Origin of the sequence: Levilactobacillus zymae (assembly GCF_032190635.1) — a bacterium.
Taxonomy (GTDB): domain Bacteria; phylum Bacillota; class Bacilli; order Lactobacillales; family Lactobacillaceae; genus Levilactobacillus; species Levilactobacillus zymae_A.
The window spans coordinates 2,161,583-2,184,745 of the sequence record NZ_JAVLAS010000001.1 but is presented as its reverse complement, the minus strand read 5'-3'; the positions used below and the strand labels follow the sequence as shown (position 1 = coordinate 2,184,745).

Sequence of the window (23,163 nt, the reverse complement as noted above, 5' to 3'; positions counted from 1 at the left end):
TCAAAAAAGGGGGCCGGAAGTTATTTCCGGGCCCCTTTACTTAACGCTTACATGGGTTTCTTAGCGATTAAACTTTGCAGTGCGCTTTGTTCGTCACTATTGGGTTGCAGTTCACCGGTCTTGATGGCGTGGAACTTCTCAACCGTGAGGCGAGAGCCGTAAGCCATCTCACCGTCAGTCTTATCGTATTTCTTTTGGTAGGCGATGATTGCTTCAGCCAGACTACTTAATTCTTGACTCATTCATAATCCCTCCAAATGATAATCCTACTTGCTATTCAAACTTCATTATACTAAAGTTTGGCCAAAGGGGCGTAATAAGTCCCCTAAACAGCAAAACTTTTGATTTAGACTTGATGATTGCGGTAAAATTGCGTAAACTAAAACACAATATGACAATTCCCCGTTAACGTACAGTGATGAAACTGTTAGCAGATTTTCGATGTTCTGTCACCGTTTTGTGATATTCGGCAGTTAAGCTAGACTCTAGCTTTTAACCCGACACAAGAGGTAAATGAGGTGGCAACATGAATTTAAAACGGGTAATTACCGGCCTGGGAGTCGCCATTGTGATGTTGGCCGTTGTCAGCAGCCTGTCATGGTTTTTGATGGGCAAGGAGTCTACCACACAATTGCAGACGCAATCCCGGCCAAGTCACCCGCCGTATGCGCGGGTTGTGCCGCATCAGCATCACGCGGACTAATCTGGAACCGGGAATACCGGTAGGGTTTTCTCTAAATATCGGTAATCATAATGATTACATGACTACAGTCTTTTGTAGTTTATCAAGCAGGGAAGCAGGTCAACTTCGGTTGGCCTGTTTTCTTTTGGCATAAAAAAACTGTGACCGGTTCGGCACAGTTAGTTAGGTGATTATTAAAATTGTGGCCAATGGCTGTGGTTTTGACGGACATCGTGGCGCAAGCCAACGCAGAAAATTAGAAACGCTGCTGCCACCAGGGTCAAAACGATGGTCCACAGCCAGGCGTGGGTGTGGCTGAACACGAAGTAACCCAACCCAAGGGCGCTGAGACCAATCAAACTTAAGCGGAGCCCCAGCGAGCGACGGTGCAGGAATGCTGCTGCTAAGGTTAAGACCACGGCACCGCCAAACATGTCATCGCCGCTGGTCACCGTTCCGGGATTATGGAACAGTGCGTAGCCCGCGATCACCAGCCCTAGGAGCAGTGCTAAGAAGCCAAATAATTCTAAGAAGGATAATTGCCGCAAGTTTTTCAACGGACTCACCACTTTCTATATCGGTGTAACCCCATTATAAGGCACCCCGGTGAACTTGAACAATCGAACGCCCCGCTAGGTTAGCTTAGCCGTGCCAATCTTCGTGATCCAACGCCATTTGCCAAAAGTTAAGCTCGTACCAGCTACTCTTTTGGAAAGCAGCCAGCAGATCCGGGGTATTTTCTGGGGTGGCTACCCGGTTGGCGAGAGCTAATTGGGCAGTCAGCGTGGCGGTATGAGCGGCAGCGGTAAACATCAAAAACTCCTTTCAAGTTAGGGGAGACCAATCACGAGACCGATTTGGACCAAGATCAGACTGCCGATGAAGTAGAGCCAATCCTTAAGATGCAGGGGCACCGTCACGGCGTAGGTTCGTGGTGCCCCCTCGACGTAGCCGTGTGAGGTCATGGCGTCGGCCAGTTGTTCGGACCAAGTCATGGCGGTCAAAATGACCTTAAAATACAGCTGTGGGGACCAGACGTGCAGCACTTGACCGCGCATCAATGCGGCGGCTCGCACGGTGGCGACTTCCGCGCGAATCTTGGGGAAGAGATTAAAGGCAGCCAGGAACCCGTAGGCGAACTTTGAGGGAAGCTTGGCGTTTTGCTCCAACGACCGTGTTAGTTCAAGCGTGGTCGTGGTCTGGGTAAAGGTCGCGCCGAGGTAGACGTACACAAACGTCCGGGTAAACAGCACCAGCAAGAAGTGATTGGTGGCATTCCCCCGAAGCATCAGCGACCAGACCAGGGAACTGGCGAAGAAGAGCGGGACGATGGTCAACCACAGCAGTGTCCGCAGACGTACGTGGGTCCCCAACAGAATGGCCAAGCCCACGATGATTAGGCAGACGTTGACCGACCAGACCTGAGTGAACGAAATCTCAAGGGCGATTAACACAATCGTGGCTAATTTTAACGTGGGATTCACGGTGTCGCCTCCTGATAAACAAATTGTTGGTGGGTTAATGCCAAGTGGTAATCGACATAGTCATTGAGACCACTCAGTTGATGACTAATCATCACTAGGGTCAAGTTGAGATCCTGCTGGGTGGTGGTTAGCAGTGTCAACGCTGCGTGCACGGACTGCAAGTCGAGTCCCTTTAAAGGTTCGTCGAGCAGGAGCACATTTGGGGCCATTATCAACAGACAAAGTAATTGCAGTTTCTTTTGTTGACCACTACTTAGGGAATAGATAATCTGATCGTCGCGACCGGCGAGATGCAACTGGTCTAAGGCCGCTCGGACCCGTTCGGGAGTGAAGTAGGCGGTGTTTCCGTATTTTTGCGACAGGGCTAGTTCTTCGGCAACCGTAACGTTGAGAAATTGCGCCGTGGCTGATTGAAACATCAGGCTCACGTGACGGGCGTAGGCCCGCCGGCGGAGTCGGAGAATGTCACGTCCTTGGTAGGTTAAGCGTCCCTGGTAGGGGCTTAGTCGAACCAAGGCGCGAAAGAAGGTAGATTTCCCACTACCGTTCGGTCCTGTAATCAAGGTGAACTTATGCGCCATGAGAGCCAGGGATTGGGGGCGTACTAAAACACGGTCGTGAGGAGCCAGACCAAAGTGGTGGCCCTGCAGGTCGGCCGTAGCGTTAGTCGCCGGGATCTGAACGTGGGTCAATTGTAAGCGTTCCGGGGTGAAGGCTGCTAAACGCGCCTGGGTAGCAGTTGCAGATAAGGTAGTGAGCTGACCGGCGTTAAGAACCGTTAAGTGGTCGATCCACCGGGCGTAGCCACTCAAATCGTGATCGGCCAAAATGATGGTTTTTCCCCGTTGACGGCACAATTGTACTAGGCGATCTAATAAGGTCTGGCGGGTGGCGGGATCGATGCTGGCAAAGGGTTCGTCGAGTAAGATGACGTCGCTATCCATGGCCACGATAATCGCCAAGGCGACCTTTTGCTGCTCACCTCCGGAAAGTTGCATCAGTTGTCGGTCGCGCAAATCGGGAATGCCGACAAAATCTAGGGCCGCCGTCATTTTACGGGGCATCTCGTTGGGAGCGACCTGTTGATTCTCCAGGGCAAACCGCAACTCGTTAGCCACGGTGTCCATGGTGAACTGGGTGCTGGGCTCCTGAAAGAGTAGTGCCACGGTCCGGGACCGCTGACGCGGGGACCGGGCGGTCAAGGGCTGACCGTCAAAGGTGATGGTGGCACCAGCCGGTAATGGGGTGAGGCCGGCCATCAAGCGTAATAAGGTGGTCTTGCCACTCCCCGACGGTCCGGTTAGAAGGGAAAAACGACCGCCCGTAAAGGTGGCCGTGAGATCCCGTAAGACCGGAGATTGGTGCGTCGGGGCGTACGTTAAGTTTTGAATGGTAATGGTCGCCAAATAGGTTCCTCCAATAGTTAAGCTTTTGCGCGTGGTGCTAGAATGTGAGCTCGGTTCAACAGATTAGTGATGAGCTTGGTTAACACACCCCCGAAGATAAAGACGGAAATAAACCGTGTCATGAGTAGGAGGAGCATAAAGCCGAGTTGATACTTGTTGTAGCCATTGCGGAAAAAGTCCCACCCAAAGGTCACCAGCGTGGTGGTCAGGGCACTAAGCACTAACGTCAGCCAATTGTAGTGTTTGTAACCCGTGAAGGCAAACCCTAATTCGGAACCAATTCCCTGAACAATTCCGGAGATTAGGGTTGTTGCGCCCCACATGTTGCCCAGAAACATTTCGACGACGGAGCCCAGAAACTCGCCTAAGGTTGCGGCACCGGGGATGCGAATGATGAAGCCGGCTAAGGGACCGGCCATGCACCAGAGCCCTAAGAGTAGGTCGTTAGCCATGGGTTGGAGTCCTAAGGGAGCTAAGGCGGCGCCCAAGAGGGTGTAGAGTGGACCGGTGACCCAGAAAATCACCCCCATAAAAATTGCTAAAATTGTGACTAGAATAATCTCTTTAACGTGCCAACGTGCCATAAATCTGTCTCCTCCTCAAATTTGCCGCAGGAGTTCCCGAATGTAAAAAGGCCCCACTAAATTGATAGTGGGGGCCAATTGCTTGATAAGTCACCGTCCCTTCGCTGGAATTATCCAGAGCAGGTTCAATGGGTTTAATCTCAGCCATACGGGCACCCCAGTCGGATTTAAATTACTCTTAGCGTAACCATTCTGTTGATAAAATGCAACCGCTAACGGGTGACAATCGTATCTAAGGCTTTAGCTGTTGAGTCCGGGAATGGTCCGGGCAAACAACAGTGTGACCGCCAAATGGTCCGGACCAATCACGAGACAGCTCGTGGATTCAACTGAGTAAAAGATTAAATTTTATTGCACCAGCCAGTGAGCCCCTGGACTAGTTAGGCTAGTAGGGCAGAACGGGTGAACGGTAACCTGATGCCTTAAAAGCGGGAATCGAGCTGTGAGCGCGACCATCTTAGGACCGCCAAGTGGTGGATTACAGGGAGATGACAGACACAACAGCCGGATTACAAAGCCCGCTGACCGGTGTTTTTAACTAGCTAGCCATGCTAAATTAGAAACAACTTATTTGAATCAGAAGGGACTTATGACATGACAATTGGTAAGTTAAAGTTAGGGACGTTGGCCTTTGTGGTCACCATGACCATGGGAGTTGGGTTAACCCACCCTCAGTCGGCTCACGCGGCTACGCATACGACGGTGTCGTCCAAGAGTATCGCTAAAACAGCCTACCACAAGAAAAACACGAGCGGGGCATTGTACAATCAGAGCCATTCACGTAAGGTGGCTAATCTGAAGACCTACCCCAACACCACCTGGTACGCCACCAAGCAAGCAACCCTCAAGCACGGTAATTCGAAGGGCATTTACCTGTACGTGGCTAATAAGGCGGGTTCTGTCAAGGGCTGGATTTGGCACGGCTATCTGACCAAGGGAACCGCCCCGTTTGGTCTGAAGTACGCTAAGGGGGCCGTGGCTATGGACGCCAGCACCGGGAAAGTGGTCTGGTCTAAAGCGGCCAACACGGCCCGACCGATTGCCTCGGTCTCCAAGATTATGACCCTCTATTTGACCCTCAAAAAGGTTAATAGCAGTTCGGGAAGCTGGAACGACGTGGTCAATACCAGCAGCAAGGGGCTGATTGCCATGGGAAACGATGCCGCGTGCGGTGGCTTTAAGTTTAAGAGTGGTCATAAGTATACGGTCAAAGACCTCTACTATGCTGCCTATCTGGATTCGTCGAACAACGCGGCGATTGCTCTAGGAAAATGGGTTGCCGGCAGTAATGCCAAGTTCATCCAGCAGATGAATGCCCAGGCCAAGAGTTGGGGGTTAACGCACACCAGCTTTGTCTCGGCGTCCGGGTTGGAAAACAGCGACTTGAAGGCTTTCGGGTATAATTACGGTTCCGCTAACGCTAATCAAGTGTCGCCTAAGGACGTGGCGACGATCGCCCGGCACCTGATCAACGATTATCCGCGCGTGGTGACCGACGGGAAGATTGGGTCTAAAACCGTTGACGGGCAGTCGTTATATAATTACAACAACCTGCTATCTGGTCGAAAGTACTACCAGGCATCGCTAAACGTCGATGGCTTGAAGACCGGGTACACGCCACTGGCAGGCTACTGTTTTGTGGGGACTGGCCAGAAGACTGGTAAACACCGGGTGATCACGGTGGTCCTCCACGACGAAAACGAATTTACGGAAACCCGTTCTTTGATGAATCACGCGTACCAATCGAGCAGTATGACTAATTAAACGTTTAAATAAGGCCGCGTCGTCCGCAGGGACGGGGCGGCCTTTTTGCGTCGCACGAGAGCTGAGCGTTGCGTCACCCGAAGTAAATCGGTATGCTGAAAGTACTTTCACGATTGATCAGGAGGATTGAAAAACATGCTACCACGACTCATTGCGACGGACTTAGACGGCACCTTCTTGGACCCCCGGGGCACTTACGACCACGCGCGCTTAGATCGACTCTTACGGAAGTTGGCCCAGCACGACAGTCACTTTGTCGTCGCGACCGGCGACCCGCTCGATCACGTGGTTGAGTTGTTCGGCGACTTAGCAGCGGTTCATGAGCTGACCTACGTGGTCGAAGATGGCGCGTTAACGGTGACTGGGCGCGGTGAGGTCTTACAGACACAGGTGATTCCAACCCCGTTAGTGCGCACAGCCATCACCTGGATTCAGCGGGATCCGCGCTTGGCGGATAATTTCTTAATTAGTTGTGGGGCGGACCGCGCGTACACGGAGTTACCGGTGACGAGTGCTCGGTTTCGGGCATCACAAGCCTTTTATCCCAGTTTGACGCACGTTGCGCACCTAACGCAGGTGACAGCCCCTATCTTGAAATTGGATGTCACCTGGCACCGGACCGACGTGCGCCCGCAGGTGGCAGCCTTTAACCACCGATTTGCACCACAACTAACGGCGACTAGTAGCGGCTTGGGAGGCTTTAACGTGTCGTTACCGGGCGTTAATAAGGCCACCGCGGTGCAAGCCTTGGCACGTGACTGGCAGATTTCGAGCACCCAAGTGGCAGCTTTCGGCGATTCTGGTAACGATCTGGCATTATTGCAGTGGGCGGGTCAAGGCATTGCGGTGGCGAACGCCGCCCCCGAGATTCTCGCGGAAGCCGACCAATGCACGACACGGACCAATGCGTCCCCGGTCGTTTTAGACCAGATTGCGGCGTGGCTAGCGGCGTTCGCGGAGTAACCGAACTAACCCTTAAGTGGTGAGTTGCTTGCCCGTGGTGCCGTACTATTGGGGGGAATTGGGGGGACAGCGTATGCGTGAACCAGTAAGCCAGCTCGGTCAATGGATGATTGCGGGGGAAGTTCGGTGGCGAAAAAATCAACAGGTCCGGGTACTCTTGACGGCGTTACGGCTGATCTTTCCGTTGGTCCTTGTGGGCACCCTAGCGGATCTCGTCAACCGCAGCTGGCTGGAACCCACGGGTTATTATTACCAGACGCTACACGTGACCACCTGGCTACTGCGCCGGACCCGTTTGCAGCAAGGCGTGCTCCTGCTGCAAACGGGCGCATTGGGCTTAGCAGTTTTGGGGATGGCGTTTGTCGTCAGTTACTTATTGGTAGCCCGGGTCACCGCCGCTTCTAGTGACCGCTTAATGGCGGGGGGGATCGCGGTCCTGGGCTTGCAAGTATTGAATGTCAACCCGGCGACCGTACAGGTGGGCCGGTCGCCCGAATGGTTAGCGATGAACCTCGGCCTAACCGGATTAGCTGTGGGAGCGGTAGTGGGGTTATTAATCGGTAACCTCTACCGGTGGAGTGTGTTGCACTGGTCGCAGCCCGGTGATACGTTAGAACGCCCATTAACGTTGGGCACGTTGGGCTTGTTATTGGTGGCGGCCGGGGGGCTGATCTGGCTGTTACGAGCGCCGTTTAGCCTGCAGACTGGGTTTAGTGCCTGGTTACGGGCCCCACTTAATCTGGCAGATGGGTGGGGGCAGCTCGCCGTTTTTAGCGTGTTAAATGGTGCGCTGAATTGGCTAGGCGTGTTAAGTCCGGTGCCAACCACCCCGGAGCAGTCCGTGATGGCTGCCCAAAATCTGGCTGCGGTGTTAACCACGGGTAACTGGCACTTACCGCATCCCCTGACGGTGCAAACCGTGAGCCAACCCTACGCGAATATGGGGGGCACCGGGATGACGCTGGGGTTACTCGTGGCTATTTTGCTGGTGACCCAAAACACCGCGCAACGGCGGATTGGGTGGTTAAGTGTGCTGCCCGTAATGGGGAATGTCAACGCGCCCCTGCTCGTGGGGTTACCGGTTATCCTCAGTCCGGTGCTCCTGGTGCCGTTGATTGTCGCGCCCCTGGCATGTTTGTCACTAAGTAGTCTGTGCTTGGGCCTGCATTGGGTTCCGGCTTCGGCTTACCCCTTTGCCGTGGGGACTCCCGGACCGTTGATCAGCTTCCTGGGAACGGGGGGTGCCTGGTCGGCCTTGGGGTTAGCACTGGTCAACCTAGCGTTGAGTACGGTCATTTATTATCCGTTTGTAAAGTGGGCGGCCATCGCTGAACGGCAAGTTCACGAGGAGGCGAGTGCCAATGCGACGCTTTAACCATTATCGGGGACTCTGGGTGTTGGGACTATTGGTGATCCTACTGAGTCTTCCGGGGCTCTTTTGGTGTTCCCAGCAAACCCGACATGCGCGGGCCAACTACCAAAGTGCGATGGCGCCGGTGATCTTGGTACCGGGGTCTAGTGCCACGCAGAACCGCTTTAATGCCCTGGTCAAGGAACTGAACACGCAGACCAAAACGCAGCATAGCTTGTTGCGGGTCGAAGTGAAGACGAACAATCAATTAGTTTATAGTGGGTCAATTCGGCGGGGCGACCGGCGCCCGTTTATCGTGATTGGGTTTCAGAATAAGACCGACGGGTTGACCAACATTCGGCGCCAAGCGGCGTGGTTTGCCATCGCCTTTCAAGCCTTGCAGAAAACCTATCATTTTAACCACTTCTCGGCGATGGGGCACTCTAACGGGGGCCTGGTCCTGACGCTGTTTATGGAAAATGCGTTGGCGAAGACTGGGGCCCACGCTGACCGCTTGATGACCATCGCGTCACCGTTTAACCTAGAAGAGGCCAACCCCAAGGTCGACACCCCCCTCTTTAAACAACTGGTGGCTGGCCGGCAAAATCTATCGAAGCATCTCGTGGTGTATTCGTTAGCCGGTAGTCAGTCATATGATGGCGACGGTATCGTCCCGTTTGATAGTGTGGATCGGGGGAAATACATCTTTCAAAAGCAGGTCAAAAGCTTCACGCAGATTACCGTGAGTGGTGCGAATGCCAACCACGCGAACTTACCGGAAAATCAACAAATCGTGCATTTGATTCGGCAGGATCTTTTGGACTAGAGGTTTATTTTTAAAATTGTAACGAGTAGACTGGAGTTAACGGGAGGCTACGCCATGATCAAGATGATTGCGCTCGATTTAGACGAGACGCTACTAAATACCGATAAAACGATTAGTGAAGAAAACGTTGCCACGCTGCGCCAGCTCCATCAGGCGGGAATGAAGGTCGTGTTATGCACCGGACGGCCCATCAACGCCATTTGGGGTTACATCCAACAACTGGGATTAACCACCCCGGAGGATTTTACCATTACCTTTAACGGCGCTTTAGTGGTGAACAACGTGACGAAGGAAACGTTGGCCCAAAGTGGACTTAAACATCACGACTTCGACCTGCTACACGCCTTCGCGTCAGCCAACGGCTATCCGTTAGACATCTTGGACTTTGACCAAGTTTACCCGGTAGCCGACCTGAAACCGTCCGTGTATCAGCAGATGCTCAAGGCGCCGATGACGTTCACCCCAACGGCCTTTGCTGATTTACCGGACCATCTCTACAGCAAGGCGGTAATGGCCACGGACGCCGCCGTCTTGGATCAGGTGGTGGCTCGCTTGACGCCGGACCTGAAACAAAAGTATCACGTCGTGCGGTCGCAACCGAAAATCTTGGAATTCTTGGCGGCCGAGATGGACAAGGCCGTGGGGTTGGGCCAATTGTTGACCCATTTTGGCTGGAACTTTAGCCACTTAATGGCTTTTGGGGATGCCGAAAACGATTTAGGGATGATTAAGGCCGCAGGTGGCGGGGTCGCTATGCTGAATGGTCAGCCGGAAATCAAAGCGGCTGCCAATCACGAGACACCGAAGGACAATAATGCCGCCGGGGTGGCCGCTTATCTACGGCAGGTTTTTCAAGCGACATTAAATTAGTGAAACACCTTAACTGACAAGTTGGGTTGAATATGGCACACTAAATGAAACAGCTAAGGAACTTAAGGAGGAAATTGGGATGCGTTTATGGGCGAAAATAGGAATGACGATGTTGGCAGTAGGAACCATGGGTGGCGTGTTCACCCCTAGTGTGGCCAGTGCCAAGACTAGCGTCAAGTTCGCAAACAAGGATCTACAAAGTTACTATAAGAGTGCCAAGGCGAAGAGTGCCTTTCACTTTGAAACGGTCAAGGCTTCGACTAACAGCAAGAAGTCCGCAACCATTCTGGTGATGGGGGACTTTGGTAGCGTGCCGAACGTCAAGTACGGGGCCCTGAACTCGATGAAACTGAGTAAGAACAGCAAAGTGTTGACCATGAAGTATAAGCTGATTAACTTTAAGACGGCCAACGGCAAGACGACGACGTCATTATCAAAGAAAGCCTATACGTTCAAGCTGACCAAGAAGTCGGCCAACAAGTTTACCACCAAGCTCACTGGGACTAAGGCCAACCGGCGCTTAGCGAACAGCGGAAAGACTTATACCTATACGCGAACCAAGACCAATCCAGCCAAGGCATATGCCAAGAAGTACGTTCAACCGACCATGTACAAGAAGTACTTAAAGGCGTTTGCTTCTATCGAGGCTACGCAAGCCCAGAAGGAACAAATCGCCACGCAATATGCCAACCAAGCCGTGGATACCATGGTGAAGAACTTTAATATTAAGAAATAATGCAGGCACTGAAACGGCCCTGGGAGGAATATTCTTTCCGGCAGACAGCAAAAACGGCGTTCCGTAAAGGGAACGCCGTTTTTTTAGTAAGTTAAATTAGTTTTGCTTGAAGAGGTTGGTGAGATACTTCATGAACGTCTTTAAGTAACGGTCCGTGTCCACTTGGACGGAAACTTTGACGTTCGTTGGTTCGTTCAATCGGTTATCGTCACCGATGGTCCGACCGTAGTCTTCCTTGCCATACTTTACCAGCATGTTGAGATCTAACGTTTGAACGAAGGAAGGGTCTAAAGCCACCCCAACGGCCAATGGATCGTGTAAGGCACAACCACCTAAGTTGTCGTTGAATTGACGGTAGGCGTCGATGTAATAATCGACGATGTCGGCAAATTTTTCACCAGCTTCAGTTCCTAGGTCACGCCATTGTTGGGTTTCCTTGCGGGTCAATAAGGTCCGTAAGGTGACATCCAAGCCCACCATCGTGGAGTGTAATGGGCTGGTCAAAACGGCGTTAGCGGCTTCAGCATCTTGGTTGATGTTGGCTTCAGCCACGAAGGTGACGTTACCGGGAACGGTTAAGGCCCCGCCCATGAAGGTGACGTTACCGATTTCGGTGGCGATTTCTGGGGCCTTCTTCAAGGCGGCAGCCAAGTTGGTCATCGGACCAGTTGGGACCAGGGTAAGGTCTTTGCCGTATTGGTGGACCGCGTCAATCAAGAAGTCTACCGCGGATTCCTTTTCGATGGGCCGCTTAGGATCGGGCAGGTCGACTTGGCCAATCCCGTTTTCCCCGTGGATGTTGGCACTCACTTGCATCCGGTCGAAGTGGTCACTCGTGGAAGAATGACTTTCCCCCACGTAGACGGGAATGTCGGTGTGACCCAACAATTCCAAAATCTTTAAGGCGTTCTTGGCACCGTCTTCAACGTAGACGTTCCCGTAAGAACCCATAATCCCGATCAAGTCAACATCCGGGGCCCCCAAGGCGTAGGCGATGGCTAAGGAGTCATCGATCCCCGTATCTAGGTCCAAAATCATTTTACGTTTTGCCATAATTGCGTATCCCCTCTATAATCCATAATTGGCGAAATGCCTAACTTAACTATAATGTAACGGGTTACATTCCGCAACCCTCGCTGGCATTTGTTGAAGGTCGCCGCGCTTCACGGTAAGATAAGGAAGGATTATTTTTCGGTCACCCGGAAGCGGCCAGTCACGGCCCCACGGGACAATCAGGAGACCAAAGGAGGAACGCCGATGGCCAATAAAGAGTCAGTTAAACCCATCAAACGGCAATTTCATTATCATAACCACCTCTTAGACGATGCGACCAAGGAAATGAACGAGTGGACCGGTGAGAACAAGGTGGTGGAGATCCACCTGTTTGCCATGTTCTCGGAGGTGTTTAAGGCCCACAATCGCGATGACGCCGAATCTTTATTCATTGTCGGCACCCGCAATACCACGCCCTCACTCGAGGCGGTCTCCGTGACGCCGGTCAAGCCTTGGCTATTCTCACGGGTCTTTGCGTTGCTCGGGAGTAGTTTCGTCTTATTAGCCATGTTATTTTTAGTGTTTCGGAGTAATAATGCGGTTCCCGGAATGATCTTTATCGGGTCATTAACCGTCCCGTTTTCGCTATTGGTGATGTTTTTTGAGATCAACGTGTTCCAAAATCTCTCGGTCTACCAGCTCTTCACAATTTTTCTGGTGGGCGGCATCCTGTCGTTGGTGGCAACCATGATTCTCTATTCGTTAATTCCATCGGGAAACGGAACTTCCTGGGAATCGGCGCTCATCGTGGGTTTTATCGAAGAAACTGCCAAGATGTTAGTGATTGCGTTTTTTATTAACCGATTTCGGCTTAACTACATCTTTAACGGCCTATTAGTGGGAGCGGCTATCGGCGCGGGCTTTGCGGTCTTCGAAACGGCCGGGTATACGGGGCAATACGGGTTGGTGACGCTACTCATGCGAAGCTGGCAAGCCATTGGGACCCACACCATTTGGTCAGCCATCATGGGCGCGGCAATTATTTTAGCTAAAGACCGGCATCAGCCCGTCACGGGGAGTAACATGGTAGCCCCGAAGTTTTTACGCTTTTACCTGTTAGCCATCTTGTTACACGCCGCGTGGGATTGGAATGCGCCGTTTGCGGTGTTGGATATTTTGTATTTGCAACAGTGGGTCTTAATCGCTATCGGTTGGTTGGCCGTCTATGTGTTGGTGAACGCCGGTTTACGTGAAGCCCGGACGTTACAGGGGCAACGAATTTTAAAGGCGACTCAGTTAGGACGGTAGAGGAAGGTGGCGATGGTGCGGTCCACCGGAGCACTTTCGTGTAAGAGTGAGTGTTCAACTTGCCAGAGATGACCGTGAACGATCTTAAAGCGGTAGCTGGCCACGTGCCCCCGAACTAAGGGGCCCAGCCGCCGAGCATCGCTTAACGGCACCTCACCATCGTTGGGCACGGCGTCAATCATGCCGGCGAGATTTAGGACCTGTAGTTTTGGATAGTGACGGGTCAGCGGTGGGATGCCCGGAAAGTCGGCGCCGATGCAGACTAAGTGATTGACGGTCACGGCTGCTGGATGGGGTAAGTTCAGGTAGGCCAAGGCAATGGTGCCACCTGATGAATGACCCACGAAATTCACGTGGGTGATGTGGTAACGCTTAGCGAGGTCGTTCAGGACACCGACCAATTGATGGGCTTCTCGTTGCGGGTGCGTATTATCCGCGAACAGAACCGGAATCAGGGGATTATCGGCCCGCACTGAATGGAATTGTTCCCACTGGACGTGTCCGTTGCTGGCAACGTGGGCGGTCAAGCTATGGGTGGCGACGTGGGGCTGATTGAGGGTGAGAGTCATACTGCGTAGCGACAACCAATTGCCACCATCGCCGGGTAACAGCAAAGTGGCCGTTCTGGTCTGTGGCCCGCGGAATTGACGAAGGGCTTGGTGGTGGGTGGCCCACGCGCCCGTGAGACTCAAAATGATCAGTAGACTAATCCCGACGCTGATCCAGAGATGACGATGCTGCATACCCAGACTTCCTTTCACGTTAAATTTAAAAATGGAGTGATGAACATGACTGAAACGTACGACATTACAATTATTGGGGGCGGTCCCGTGGGGATGTTTGCGGCCTTCTACGCGGGAATGCGGAATGCTAAGACCCAGTTGGTGGAAAGCCTCGCTGATTTGGGCGGGCAAGTCAATGCCTTATATCCCGAAAAGACGATTCTCGACGTGGCGGGCTACCCCGCGATTCAAGGGCGGGACCTGATCACGGCCCAGCGCCAGCAATTGGCTCAGTTTCCGCTAACCGTACAAACGGGGACGCCCGTCACCAACCTACAAGCGATTGACGATGGTTTTGCCGTGACCACGACTAAGGGCGTGACCCATAGTAAAACCGTGATTGTGGCGGTGGGAAACGGGGCCTTTGCACCACGCCCGCTCAACGTGGCCCACATTGAGGACTTCGTCGCACGTGGTCAGGTGAGCTACAGCGTGCCGGATAAGGACCAGTTCCGCGGACAGCGGGTGTTGGTCGCTGGTGGGGGGGACTCGGCCATCGACCAGGCCTTGATGTTGGAATCGGTGGCCCAATCAGTCACGCTGTTGCACCGACGCGATACTTTTCGCGGGTTAGAGCACATGGTCGATGTGTTGCATCAGTCGAGCGTGACGGTTAAAACGCCGTATTTGATCCGCCAACTGGCCGCTACGGCCGATGGGGCAGTGGACGTGACCATTAAGACGGTCGGCGCCAATACGGAAGAACACCTCATCGTGGATAAGTTATTAATTAGTTACGGCTTCACGTCCGACTACCACGTGATCGAGGGCTGGGACCTGGCCTTTGAACGGGACCGGCGGTTGATTGCGGTGGATTCGACCATGGCGACCAGCGTCCCCGGAGTGTTTGCGATTGGTGACGGGGCCACGTACCCCGGGAAGCAACCGTTGATTGCCACGGGATACGGTGAAGCGCCGATTGCGGTTCATCAGATCATGACGGACTACTTCCCGGATAAGCGGGGGCCGGTTCACAGCACATCGTTGCGAGAAGGCTAATGGATTGGTCAGTTAAATCGGTGATTGCGCCTTAAGACAGGCCCTAGTCATTTAGGAATTGTCTGAAAACAATTCCCCCGAAAGCATTGCCCCTATACAAATTAATTATAGAACCAAAAACACCATCCCAGTACTGGAGAGTTCTCCAGAATTGAGATGGTGTTTTGCGTGATTACTTACCGCTGGTGTCGTCTTGGTTGGTAATCTTGATTCGGTTCGAGTCAGTTTCTTTATGGTTCAGTTCTGGGGCATCGGTGCTGTACCACTTCTGGGTGGACTTATCACCGTTGCGCGAGAAGAGACTGGTGGACTTCAAGCCCAGTTTGTCTTCAATCTTTTCGGCCTTTTCCAACCCGTCGGCGTAATTGTAGTCGTTGGGATCAACGGCCTTAAAGCCCTTCGGGTGGTAGAAGCGTAGGAGATTCTTCTGGTTCAACGAATCCGAGTAACTTAGGGCTTCGTTGACGTGTTTTTGCATCTTTTCGATGGCGGCTTTTTGCTTGCCGGTCGGGTGAAGTTCCTCGCCGGTCTTATTGCTGTAGATGGTCCCATCGACGGACGTGTAATCCGGACTCTCCCAATCCCGGTTCCGGAAGGCCACGACCTGATTATGTTCCTTTGAGAACAGGTCGGTCCCAAATTGCAGGTATTTCTTGGAACTGATCCCCATCAGGTGCAGGAGGGTTGGTAAGACGTCGATTTCACCACCATATTGGTGTTCCACCTTGCCGTGGGTGTAGCCGGGCATGTTGAACATCAGCGGAACGCGTTGCAGCTGAGCATTATCATAGTCGTTCCAGTCGTCGGGGTTAACGCCCAAGACCTTGGCTAAGGCCTTATTCGACGAATTAGAAATACCGTAGTGGTCCCCGTAAAGCATGATGATTGAATTCTTAGCTAACCCCGATTTTTTAAGGTAGTGATAGAATTCCTTGACGGATTGATCCAGATAATGGGCGGTCTTAAAGTAATTGTCAACCGTCTTATCACCGGTATCCGGTGTCTTAAAGCTAGAATCCTCGCTGTCTAAGGTGTACGGGAAGTGGTTAGTGACGGTTAGGTACTTCACGTAAAATGGTTGTTGCAGGTGTTGCAGGTACTTGACGGAGTCGTTAAACAGTAACTTGTCCTTTAACCCGTAGCCCAGCGACTTGTCCCCGGAGGTGTCGTAGTAGCTGGCGTCAAAGAAGTACTGGTAGCCTAGGTTCTTGTAGGTGTTGCTGCGGTTCCAGAAGCTAGCTACGTTGCCGTGGAAGACCGCCGTGGTGTAACCGGATTGGTCGAAGATGGCGGGCGCCGCCTGGAAGGTATTGTCGTTTCCTAGTTGTGTAAACAGTGAGCCTTGCGATAACCCAAACGTCCCGGTTTCCAGCATGGTTTCGGCGTCGGAAGTCTTCCCTTGGCCGACCTCGTGAAAGAAGTTGTCGAAACTGTAGGTCGATTTACTGTTGTACAGCTTGTTGAGAAACGGCGTGACTTCCTGGCCGTTAACTTTACGGTTCAACAGGAACTGCTGGAAGCTTTCCAGGTGAATGACGATCACGTTCTTACCCTTGGCGACCCCGTAGAGTTTTTTATTCGGGGCGGCGTAGTTCTGGTGCACGAACTTCAGGATGCCGTCTAACTCGGATTTTTTGGCGTGTGAGCGGACTTCACTGGTGTGCTGGGTCTTGATACCGTCATAGACGGTAAAGGCGTCTAACCCCAGGTATTTGACCACGTAGGTCCGATCGAAGGTCCGGGTCAGTAACTGGGGCCGGTCCATTTCGCCCAGCGTCAGGTTGCCGGCGAACAGTAACATGGACAATGAGGTTACGGCCAGACCCACGCGCTTGTTGACAGGCCGCGGGTCGATGTAGATCCGGCGAGTCGCCATGAGCGCTAATACCACGACCAAATCAAGCCAGTAGAGGATGTCGTGGGGGGAGGTGAGCGCCAGCGAACTGCCGGATAGGCCTTGGTCGACCTTGGAGTACCCCAACATGGTGCTGACGGTCATAAAATCGGTGAATTCTCGGAAGTAGATCACGTTGATGTAGAGGAGTAACGTGTTGAGAATGTCGATGAGAAATAAAAACGGGTAAAAGAAGCGTGCACGCTTAAAGTATAGCGCGAGCCCGAAGAGTAGGAGCGTCGTCGCCAACGGATTCAACAAGAGGATCATGAACTGAAAAGGATCACTAAGGTTCAAGTTGAAGTCGACAAAGTAGGCGACGAGGGTCTTTAGCCAAAACAGGATGACCAGGAGGGCGACAAAGCCCATCCGGGTTCCGGTTCGAGCCCAAATCTTTTTGAAACGTTCCACAATAATTGCTCCTTCATATCAGGATAATAATGGACCCAGCAGAAACTCGGTCGCGTGGGGCCGTGTGGGGGCTGGCAAAAAAACGCCCACCTTCACAGGATACGGGCCCGTAGCCCATAGTAGCCCTATTCTACCATAATTTACGACCAGAGCCGGCAAACTGCGGTGGCTCATTTTTCCTAATCCTAGCAAACAATCGGGACAGTGGTACGGTTCCGGGGGAAGTTTAGGAAAACTTTAAGCCAACCGCTAAAATATAACCGCTGATTCGGGGTTATTTGGTACACTAGAGGTAGTTCAGACGAAAGGTGTGAAGACGTTATGGATAAAGGAATCACGCTGTACGTGGTGCGGCACGGCCAAACCTATTTCAACATTTATAACAAGCTACAGGGGTGGAGTAATTCACCGTTGACCGAAGCAGGGTTAGCCGATGCCCGGCAGGCCGGCCAACGCCTCAAAGACGTCAAGTTTGCGGCGGCCTACTGTAGTGATACAACCCGGGCCGAACAAACGGCGCGAACCATCATTGCGGCTAACGTTACGGCGCCTAAGTTGACCACGGCACCATTCTTTAGAGAAGAATTCTACGGGTACTTCGAAGGGACCGACATGGCCCAAGCTTGGTACGTTGCCGGCGCCCCCCACGGGGTTCCCACGTTTAAAGCCATCGAGGCGAAGTATTCCATTGGTCGAGCCAAGGACTTCTTAAAGGCCGCTGACCCGTTCCATCAAGCCGAAGATAACGCGGAATATTGGCAACGGGTCGATCAAGGATTTGACCTGATTCGGCGTAACCCCGACTTACACAATGGTGATAACGTCTTGCTGATTAGTCATGGTAACACGTTACTGAGCCTGATGGAGCGCTACGGTCAAGGAAAGTATGACCTCAGTGTGCGGCCTGCTAACGGGAGTTTAACGAAACTCCGGCTGACCGACCAGGACATTCAAGTGTTAAGTTACAATCAAAAAGATTAGGAAACGGAGCTGACAGTATGGAGTGTCGCAGGGCATGGGGGACGCAGAATCCCTGTTACCAAGACGCCGTCGGAATTCGCCGGCGGGTCTTTATCGACGAGCAAGGCATCGATCCGCAAGATGAGTTGGACGGGACCGATGAAGACAAGATGCACTACGTGGGTTACGTGGATGACCGGCCCGTGACCACGGCGCGGATCGATATGTTGGCGGGGAACCGGGTCAAAATCCAGCGAGTGGCAACGATGGCCGCTGACCGTCAGCGGGGATATGCGGGGGCATTGATTAAGCAGATTATTGCCGATGCGCAAAAATCGGATGTGGCCCACATCGAATTGGATGCGCAGTTAACCGCGTTAGCCTTTTATCAGGATTTAGGGTTTGTGGCCATTGGGGAACCGTTTGTGGAAGCGGGGATCCAGCATAAGACAATGCGGTACCAACCGACCCCCAATTAAAGCGGTGGGGCGTTTAGATTAGTTAATCAAAGCGACCATGATTCCTGAACTTGGAATCATGGTCGCTTTGGGTTCGGCCACGAAAAAAAACGCTGCCGTTAGCCAACTGCTAACGTGCAACGTTTTGAGGTTAATTACCGATCTATTTATTCATGAGTGAGAGATCAGATTAGTTGTTGCTGGTAACTCGGGCGTACCCGACGGCGTGCCACCATGGGGCGTGAACGGCTTCCCGAACGACCCCACGGTTTTGGGCGTCGATCATCTTGCCCTTACCAATGTACATTCCCACGTGAGAAATAGAATACTTGCTCCCACCAAAGAAGACCAAATCACCCTTCTTGATGTTTGCGTATTTCACGTGTTTGTAGGCGTTAAATTGTGCCTGCGCGGTCCGTGGCAGGGTAACGTTCGCCCCTTTACGGTAAATGTAGCTGGTAAAGCCAGAGCAATCGAAGACGTTAGGACCCACAGCACCGTAAACGTAACGAGCACCTAAGTGGGACTTAGCGACTTTGTAGACGGACTTGAACGTCGTATTCGTCGAAACAGTTGGATTGGTGGTATCAGTAGTGGTGCTATCGGCGTTAGCCGTGGTCGTGGCTAACGTGAAGGCGCCGGAAACAACTAAAGCGATTGTCGCAAGATGTTTAACTAATTTATTCATCCTATCATCACAACTCCTCATGAATTTACAATTACAAGACTACCAGTCTAATATGACAATTTTGTAACAAGTGAGTTGCAATGCCGTTAAATGTCTTAAACAAAACATTACTTTCTAGTAGGATAACTTGCGGATTGGCGGGAAGTCTTGGTAAACTACTTTTTAATGAAACAGTTCAGTCAGAGGGAGGCTAGGGACGTGGCAGAATTTACAGATGAGCTGCGACACGTCTTTGACGTGCATCGGTTGATCTTTCGGATTGGGGAATTGGCCAGCATGACGGGAGTGTCCCCCCGCCAGTTACGGTATTGGGAGAAAAAAGGATTTATTAAGTCGCGTGAACGCGAAGGCGAGCAGGCACGCGTGTATTCGTTTGGCACGTTTGTGAAGGTATCCATGATCAAGTATTTCCTGGATAGCGGTTATACCCTAGCGGCGGCCGTTCAAAAGGCGGCTGCGCGAAATTCACGGGCTAAGGTGCTTCACCGGTTTATCTCAACGGGCTTACAGGGTTTTGCCGAGGTTGACGGACAACTGGCCATTAACCTGGGTCCCTTTGATGACCAGCAGACCTTGATGGCGATATTGCCCGATGATGGGGCGGTGACCTACCGGTTGCTCCCCAATCAGGAAGCTCAACGGCTGACACGGGAAGATTAGAAATTGAGTAACGACTAAAAGGCACGTGAACGATTAGGTTCACGTGCCTTTTGTTGACTTCAAATGAAGTTATTTTTGATCATCGGTGGGCTTGGTTGCGGTAGTATCCGTAGACTCATCGATAGTTGGCATCTTCCGGTTCCGCCGAGACTTCCGGGATGGCCGTCCGGACTTCTTTCGCCGAGTTGGTCGGTGGAAGTGGTACGGCTTTTGGGCCGGAATAATCACGGAGAGTTTACCGAACGAGGAAGCCATGAGAGGCAACATCAGATTAAAGATAATCGCCGTTAGGATGGTGATTAACGTCACCGCCGTCAAAACTTGCGATTCAGCGGCCAAGAGACCTAAGACACCGGCGATGATGATGAACATCGAGTGGCGCATGGTCTGACCAACCTCGTGAATCCCTGGCAATAACCAGTCAAGTAATGGGGCTTCGTTTAACCGGTAGCTCAAGGCTAACTGGGTTAATTCCACCACGGCTAAGACCGTAATGGGAACGAAGGCCAACAGAGGAACCTGCCAGTTAAATTGACTGTTACCGGTTAACCACTGCATGAGCAGGCGGGTTAGTTGGTAACTGGCCGCCGCCGATGCCAGGAAGGTCAAGAACCAGTAGCTGGCTTGCAGGAGCGAACGACTGAACAGAACTAACAACAATAAGGTAATTCCGAAGACCAAGCCTAAGACGCGTGGGAGGTCGTGTTGGAATTGGGTTTGCAACGTCGAAGCCACTACGGGTTGACCGGAGAACGTGAGGGTGGCGTCTTTGAGTGACGTCCCACGCAATTGACTGGTAGCCACTTGCTTGAGCTCTTGCAACGTCTTAGTTGTCGTCTTGGCGTTTGGTTCTTGCTTCAACGTAATGGTCAGGTAGGTGGACTTAGCCTTCACGTCGGTAAAGTTTACTAGTGATTGTTGGAATTCACCGCTGGCTAGTTGCGTTGGCGTCAAGTACAGTGACTTCGCCGCTGCGGAATTTTGTAAGCCCCCCAGGTAGGTATAAATCTGGTTGATGGACTTGTTTAACTTCTGAACTTGCTTGCGGGTTTGGCCCAGACTGGAGTTGACTGCCTTGATGGATTCTTGGTAGGTACTCAAGTTGGACTGAGCCGTGCTGGCATCGCTGCTGGTCGACCCAACGGCTGCCGCTAAGTTGGTTAGCGTGGTGGCAGCGGTGGTCAGTTCCGTGTTGATCCGGTTTAGCTGTTGAATGTACCGGCGGGCGGCCTTTGACGAACTGCTACTCGTGGACGTGTTACTTTGAGCAGACGACAGGGCGGATTGCAACTGACTGCTTTGACCGACTAATTTGTTAGTTTGCGTCGATAATTTGTTGAGTCGCTTGACCTCGGCCTTGAGATCCTTTTGCTTCAACCCGTTCTGATCCGCTTTAATCGCGTTCCGGATGGATTGCAGTTGCCCCATGGCACCGGATAAGCTGGTATTAACCCCGTTTAACTGCTGAGCCACGTAATACTGGGTGACGGGTTGCCCGCCAGGTTGAGTCATTGAGGTGACCGCCGCCACCCCTGGCTGTGCACGGAGCTTCTTGGTTAAGTTATCCAATTGGTAAAGTTGATCTTGATTGTCCAGACGCTGGGTGTTTTGTAGGTACAGCGTGACTGGCGTGGCTTTTCCTTGACCAAAGTGGGCACTGAGGACCCGTGCCCCTTGCACGGCTTGGTTGTTGGGAATGTCTTGAGTATTGTTGTAATTCAAGTGGGCCTGAGCGCCGCCAAAGAGACCGACACCGGCAAAGTATAGGACCACGATGACCGCAATCCAGGGTTGCCAGAGACCGAAACGCGCCAGCTGACGCCATAATTTATGGTCCGCCAATTGGGGCCGGGTTTTCTTCGGCCAGAAGAGGCTGCTCCCCAGCATTCCGGCGAAGACGGGAATCAAGGTGACGCTGGCCAGACCGGTGATGGCAAAGCCAATTCCCAGCACGCCGAAGGCCCGGATGCTGGAGAAGTCAAAGAGCATCAGACTGCCGAAAGCGAGCGTCAAACTAAGGGTGCTGATGAGCACCCGGTAACCCAAGTTATGGATGACTTGCGTCGTTGCCGCTTGGCTATCGACCCCGTCGTCGGTTAGTTGCCGGAGTTCCCTGAAGAACCAGAAGCTGGTCAGCAGGGTAAATAAACTGATGCCCAGCAACAGGAAGATGGGGGTGTATTCGGAATAGGCGAAATTCCAGTGATAAGCCAGGTTCGTTGCGAGACTAAGGGTTGAAATATAGCTGATGAGAATGGCCAAGAAGGTGATGATTGGCGCAATAATGGATGCAAATAAAATCCCCATCGCAACGAGGGCAATCAACAACGTCATTAAAATGACGATTAGCGTGAACGACGCAATGTGTTCGTTGGCCGCATCGCTAACGATTTCGGGGCTGGTCACGTAAGTTTCCAGACCCGCCGTCGCAATTTCATTTTTTAACTGCTTGGCAATGTCGCGGACGGGGCCTTGATTATGACTGACCGCCAGCTGAACGATTTCTGTGGACTGATCCTTAGAAAGTAGTTGCGGCCGACTAGTCGGGGTATTGGTCATGGTGGTGATCTTTTGAATCCCGTAATAGGTCGACTTCTTTTGCAACGCCGACGTGGTCTTGTTAATCGCGGCTAACTGTTTGTTGGTCAGTTTGCCGGCCGGGTTGTTGAACACCGCGTTGACCGTGTACGTGCCGTCAAGATTGCGCCCCCAATGGTTGCGTATCTGGGTTGCCTTGACGGGTTGACTCGTATTCGCCAATTGTGGTTGACCATCGTATTGAATAATGGTCTTGATATTGGGCAAGGTCACGATGGCCGCAAAGACCACAACTAACCAGAATACGAGTGCAAAAATTCGGTTGTGATGAAGCTTTCTAATCCGTTCTTGCATATGTAATCTGAGTCCTCTCTGAGTAATTAGTTTCCCGCCGTGCAAGCAGGGTGTAATTCATGCTTAATTCTACCATATTCAGGCTTATCCGGAAGGGATAGGTTTTGATTTAAGAAAAGTTAAGGAAGTCTTTTAATTGACTTCCCGCTAAAAGCCGGTAAAGTAGGAGTACTTACGAACTAAAAGAAAGTGGATGATTGTATGGCAAAGCGACACCGATCCTACATTAGCCCCTTTGCGGCGCTGCTGGGTGCGCAGCGGTTTGAATTGGCAACCCAATTGGCACAGCAAACGGGGCTGGACCCCAGTCAGGTTTTGTTTGCTTATTTACAAATCACGGCTAGCGTAGCTGCAATGGGTCTGTCCGGTGAAACGGCCCGGCAGCGAACCATCGATCAACGATTCCAACGGTTCTTAGACGATGCTCAGGCCGCGGACTAAAGGAGGCGGAC

Annotated in this window: 24 protein-coding genes and 1 riboswitch; of the genes, 13 read left to right on the top strand and 11 right to left on the bottom strand. The window is 52.3% G+C overall.

Annotated elements, in window-relative coordinates; genetic code table 11:
• Nucleotides 1-47 precede the first annotated feature (47 nt).
• Nucleotides 48-242, bottom strand: coding sequence for an LBP_cg2779 family protein (locus RI501_RS10420; protein WP_313822349.1), 195 nt, complete (start codon nucleotides 240-242; stop codon nucleotides 48-50).
• Between the two features lie 284 nt (nucleotides 243-526).
• On the opposite strand from RI501_RS10420, the gene RI501_RS10415 reads away from it, so the two are divergent.
• Nucleotides 527-703 carry a hypothetical protein gene (locus tag RI501_RS10415; protein ID WP_313822348.1) on the top strand — a complete coding sequence of 59 codons (177 nt, stop codon included), beginning with the start codon at nucleotides 527-529 and terminating at the stop codon, nucleotides 701-703.
• Nucleotides 704-876: 173 nt separating this feature from the next.
• Here the strand turns inward: RI501_RS10415 and RI501_RS10410 are convergent, their stop codons facing one another.
• The 5 genes from RI501_RS10410 to RI501_RS10390 form a co-directional block, all read right to left on the bottom strand.
• The gene (locus tag RI501_RS10410) at nucleotides 877-1,248 is read right to left on the bottom strand and encodes a hypothetical protein (protein WP_313822346.1); all 372 of its coding nucleotides are present in this window, start codon (nucleotides 1,246-1,248) and stop codon (nucleotides 877-879) included.
• Between the two features lie 76 nt (nucleotides 1,249-1,324).
• On the bottom strand, nucleotides 1,325-1,495 hold the full coding sequence (locus tag RI501_RS10405; protein ID WP_313822344.1) for a hypothetical protein: 171 nt from the start codon (nucleotides 1,493-1,495) through the stop codon (nucleotides 1,325-1,327).
• Nucleotides 1,496-1,512: 17 nt separating this feature from the next.
• Nucleotides 1,513-2,166, bottom strand: a complete 654-nt coding sequence (locus RI501_RS10400) for an energy-coupling factor transporter transmembrane component T family protein (protein WP_313822342.1) — start codon at nucleotides 2,164-2,166, stop codon at nucleotides 1,513-1,515.
• Nucleotides 2,163-3,572, bottom strand: coding sequence for an ABC transporter ATP-binding protein (locus tag RI501_RS10395; RefSeq protein ID WP_313822340.1), 1,410 nt, complete (start codon nucleotides 3,570-3,572; stop codon nucleotides 2,163-2,165). Before RI501_RS10395 ends, RI501_RS10400 begins: the two co-directional genes overlap by 4 nt.
• A 17-nt stretch (nucleotides 3,573-3,589) precedes the next feature.
• On the bottom strand, nucleotides 3,590-4,156 hold the full coding sequence (locus RI501_RS10390; RefSeq protein ID WP_313822338.1) for an ECF transporter S component: 567 nt from the start codon (nucleotides 4,154-4,156) through the stop codon (nucleotides 3,590-3,592).
• A 78-nt stretch (nucleotides 4,157-4,234) separates the two neighbouring features.
• A riboswitch (TPP riboswitch) is annotated at nucleotides 4,235-4,326 on the bottom strand.
• Between the two features lie 424 nt (nucleotides 4,327-4,750).
• Here RI501_RS10390 and RI501_RS10385 point away from each other — a divergent pair.
• From RI501_RS10385 to RI501_RS10360, 6 genes are all read left to right on the top strand, one after another.
• On the top strand, nucleotides 4,751-5,920 hold the full coding sequence (locus RI501_RS10385) for a D-alanyl-D-alanine carboxypeptidase family protein (protein WP_313822336.1): 1,170 nt from the start codon (nucleotides 4,751-4,753) through the stop codon (nucleotides 5,918-5,920).
• Nucleotides 5,921-6,055: 135 nt separating this feature from the next.
• A complete protein-coding gene (locus RI501_RS10380; RefSeq protein ID WP_313822334.1) occupies nucleotides 6,056-6,883 on the top strand; it encodes an HAD-IIB family hydrolase in 828 nt (275 codons plus the stop codon).
• A 73-nt stretch (nucleotides 6,884-6,956) separates the two neighbouring features.
• Entirely contained in the window at nucleotides 6,957-8,258 is a 1,302-nt protein-coding gene (locus RI501_RS10375; protein WP_313822332.1) for a PTS transporter subunit EIIC, read from the top strand.
• Nucleotides 8,245-9,060, top strand: a complete 816-nt coding sequence (locus RI501_RS10370) for an alpha/beta hydrolase (RefSeq protein ID WP_313822330.1) — start codon at nucleotides 8,245-8,247, stop codon at nucleotides 9,058-9,060. The genes RI501_RS10375 and RI501_RS10370 overlap by 14 nt, the downstream gene beginning before the upstream one ends.
• A 54-nt stretch (nucleotides 9,061-9,114) precedes the next feature.
• Entirely contained in the window at nucleotides 9,115-9,930 is an 816-nt protein-coding gene (locus RI501_RS10365) for a Cof-type HAD-IIB family hydrolase (RefSeq protein WP_313822328.1), read from the top strand.
• A gap of 79 nt (nucleotides 9,931-10,009) precedes the next feature.
• A complete protein-coding gene (locus tag RI501_RS10360; protein WP_313822326.1) occupies nucleotides 10,010-10,666 on the top strand; it encodes a hypothetical protein in 657 nt (218 codons plus the stop codon).
• A gap of 96 nt (nucleotides 10,667-10,762) precedes the next feature.
• On the opposite strand, the gene RI501_RS10355 is transcribed toward RI501_RS10360, so the two are convergent.
• Nucleotides 10,763-11,719 (bottom strand): nucleoside hydrolase, encoded by a 957-nt coding sequence (locus RI501_RS10355; RefSeq protein WP_313822324.1) that lies wholly within the window; start codon nucleotides 11,717-11,719, stop codon nucleotides 10,763-10,765.
• A gap of 204 nt (nucleotides 11,720-11,923) precedes the next feature.
• On the opposite strand from RI501_RS10355, the gene RI501_RS10350 reads away from it, so the two are divergent.
• On the top strand, nucleotides 11,924-12,967 hold the full coding sequence (locus RI501_RS10350) for a PrsW family intramembrane metalloprotease (RefSeq protein WP_313822322.1): 1,044 nt from the start codon (nucleotides 11,924-11,926) through the stop codon (nucleotides 12,965-12,967).
• Here the strand turns inward: RI501_RS10350 and RI501_RS10345 are convergent.
• Entirely contained in the window at nucleotides 12,952-13,710 is a 759-nt protein-coding gene (locus RI501_RS10345) for an alpha/beta hydrolase (protein ID WP_313822320.1), read from the bottom strand. The two genes, RI501_RS10350 and RI501_RS10345, sit on opposite strands and share 16 nt — an antisense overlap.
• Nucleotides 13,711-13,755: 45 nt before the next feature.
• Here RI501_RS10345 and RI501_RS10340 point away from each other — a divergent pair, with 45 nt between their 5' ends.
• Nucleotides 13,756-14,748, top strand: coding sequence for an NAD(P)/FAD-dependent oxidoreductase (locus RI501_RS10340; RefSeq protein WP_313822318.1), 993 nt, complete (start codon nucleotides 13,756-13,758; stop codon nucleotides 14,746-14,748).
• Nucleotides 14,749-14,920: 172 nt separating this feature from the next.
• On the opposite strand, the gene RI501_RS10335 is transcribed toward RI501_RS10340, so the two are convergent.
• Nucleotides 14,921-17,011, bottom strand: coding sequence for an LTA synthase family protein (locus tag RI501_RS10335; protein WP_313823219.1), 2,091 nt, complete (start codon nucleotides 17,009-17,011; stop codon nucleotides 14,921-14,923).
• A gap of 363 nt (nucleotides 17,012-17,374) precedes the next feature.
• On the opposite strand from RI501_RS10335, the gene RI501_RS10330 reads away from it, so the two are divergent.
• Nucleotides 17,375-18,034 carry a histidine phosphatase family protein gene (locus RI501_RS10330; protein WP_313822316.1) on the top strand — a complete coding sequence of 220 codons (660 nt, stop codon included), beginning with the start codon at nucleotides 17,375-17,377 and terminating at the stop codon, nucleotides 18,032-18,034.
• A 17-nt stretch (nucleotides 18,035-18,051) separates the two neighbouring features.
• Nucleotides 18,052-18,492 (top strand): GNAT family N-acetyltransferase, encoded by a 441-nt coding sequence (locus RI501_RS10325; RefSeq protein WP_313822314.1) that lies wholly within the window; start codon nucleotides 18,052-18,054, stop codon nucleotides 18,490-18,492.
• A 169-nt stretch (nucleotides 18,493-18,661) separates the two neighbouring features.
• Here the strand turns inward: RI501_RS10325 and RI501_RS10320 are convergent, their stop codons facing one another.
• On the bottom strand, nucleotides 18,662-19,159 hold the full coding sequence (locus RI501_RS10320; protein ID WP_313822313.1) for a C40 family peptidase: 498 nt from the start codon (nucleotides 19,157-19,159) through the stop codon (nucleotides 18,662-18,664).
• Between the two features lie 198 nt (nucleotides 19,160-19,357).
• Here RI501_RS10320 and RI501_RS10315 point away from each other — a divergent pair, with 198 nt between their 5' ends.
• Complete coding sequence (locus RI501_RS10315; protein ID WP_313822311.1) at nucleotides 19,358-19,819, top strand: MerR family transcriptional regulator; 462 nt, start codon at nucleotides 19,358-19,360, stop codon at nucleotides 19,817-19,819.
• Nucleotides 19,820-19,888: 69 nt separating this feature from the next.
• On the opposite strand, the gene RI501_RS10310 is transcribed toward RI501_RS10315, so the two are convergent.
• A complete protein-coding gene (locus RI501_RS10310) occupies nucleotides 19,889-22,711 on the bottom strand; it encodes an MMPL family transporter (RefSeq protein ID WP_313822309.1) in 2,823 nt (940 codons plus the stop codon).
• A gap of 201 nt (nucleotides 22,712-22,912) precedes the next feature.
• Between RI501_RS10310 and RI501_RS10305 the strand changes: the two genes are divergently transcribed.
• Entirely contained in the window at nucleotides 22,913-23,152 is a 240-nt protein-coding gene (locus tag RI501_RS10305; RefSeq protein ID WP_313822307.1) for a hypothetical protein, read from the top strand.
• Nucleotides 23,153-23,163 lie beyond the last annotated feature (11 nt).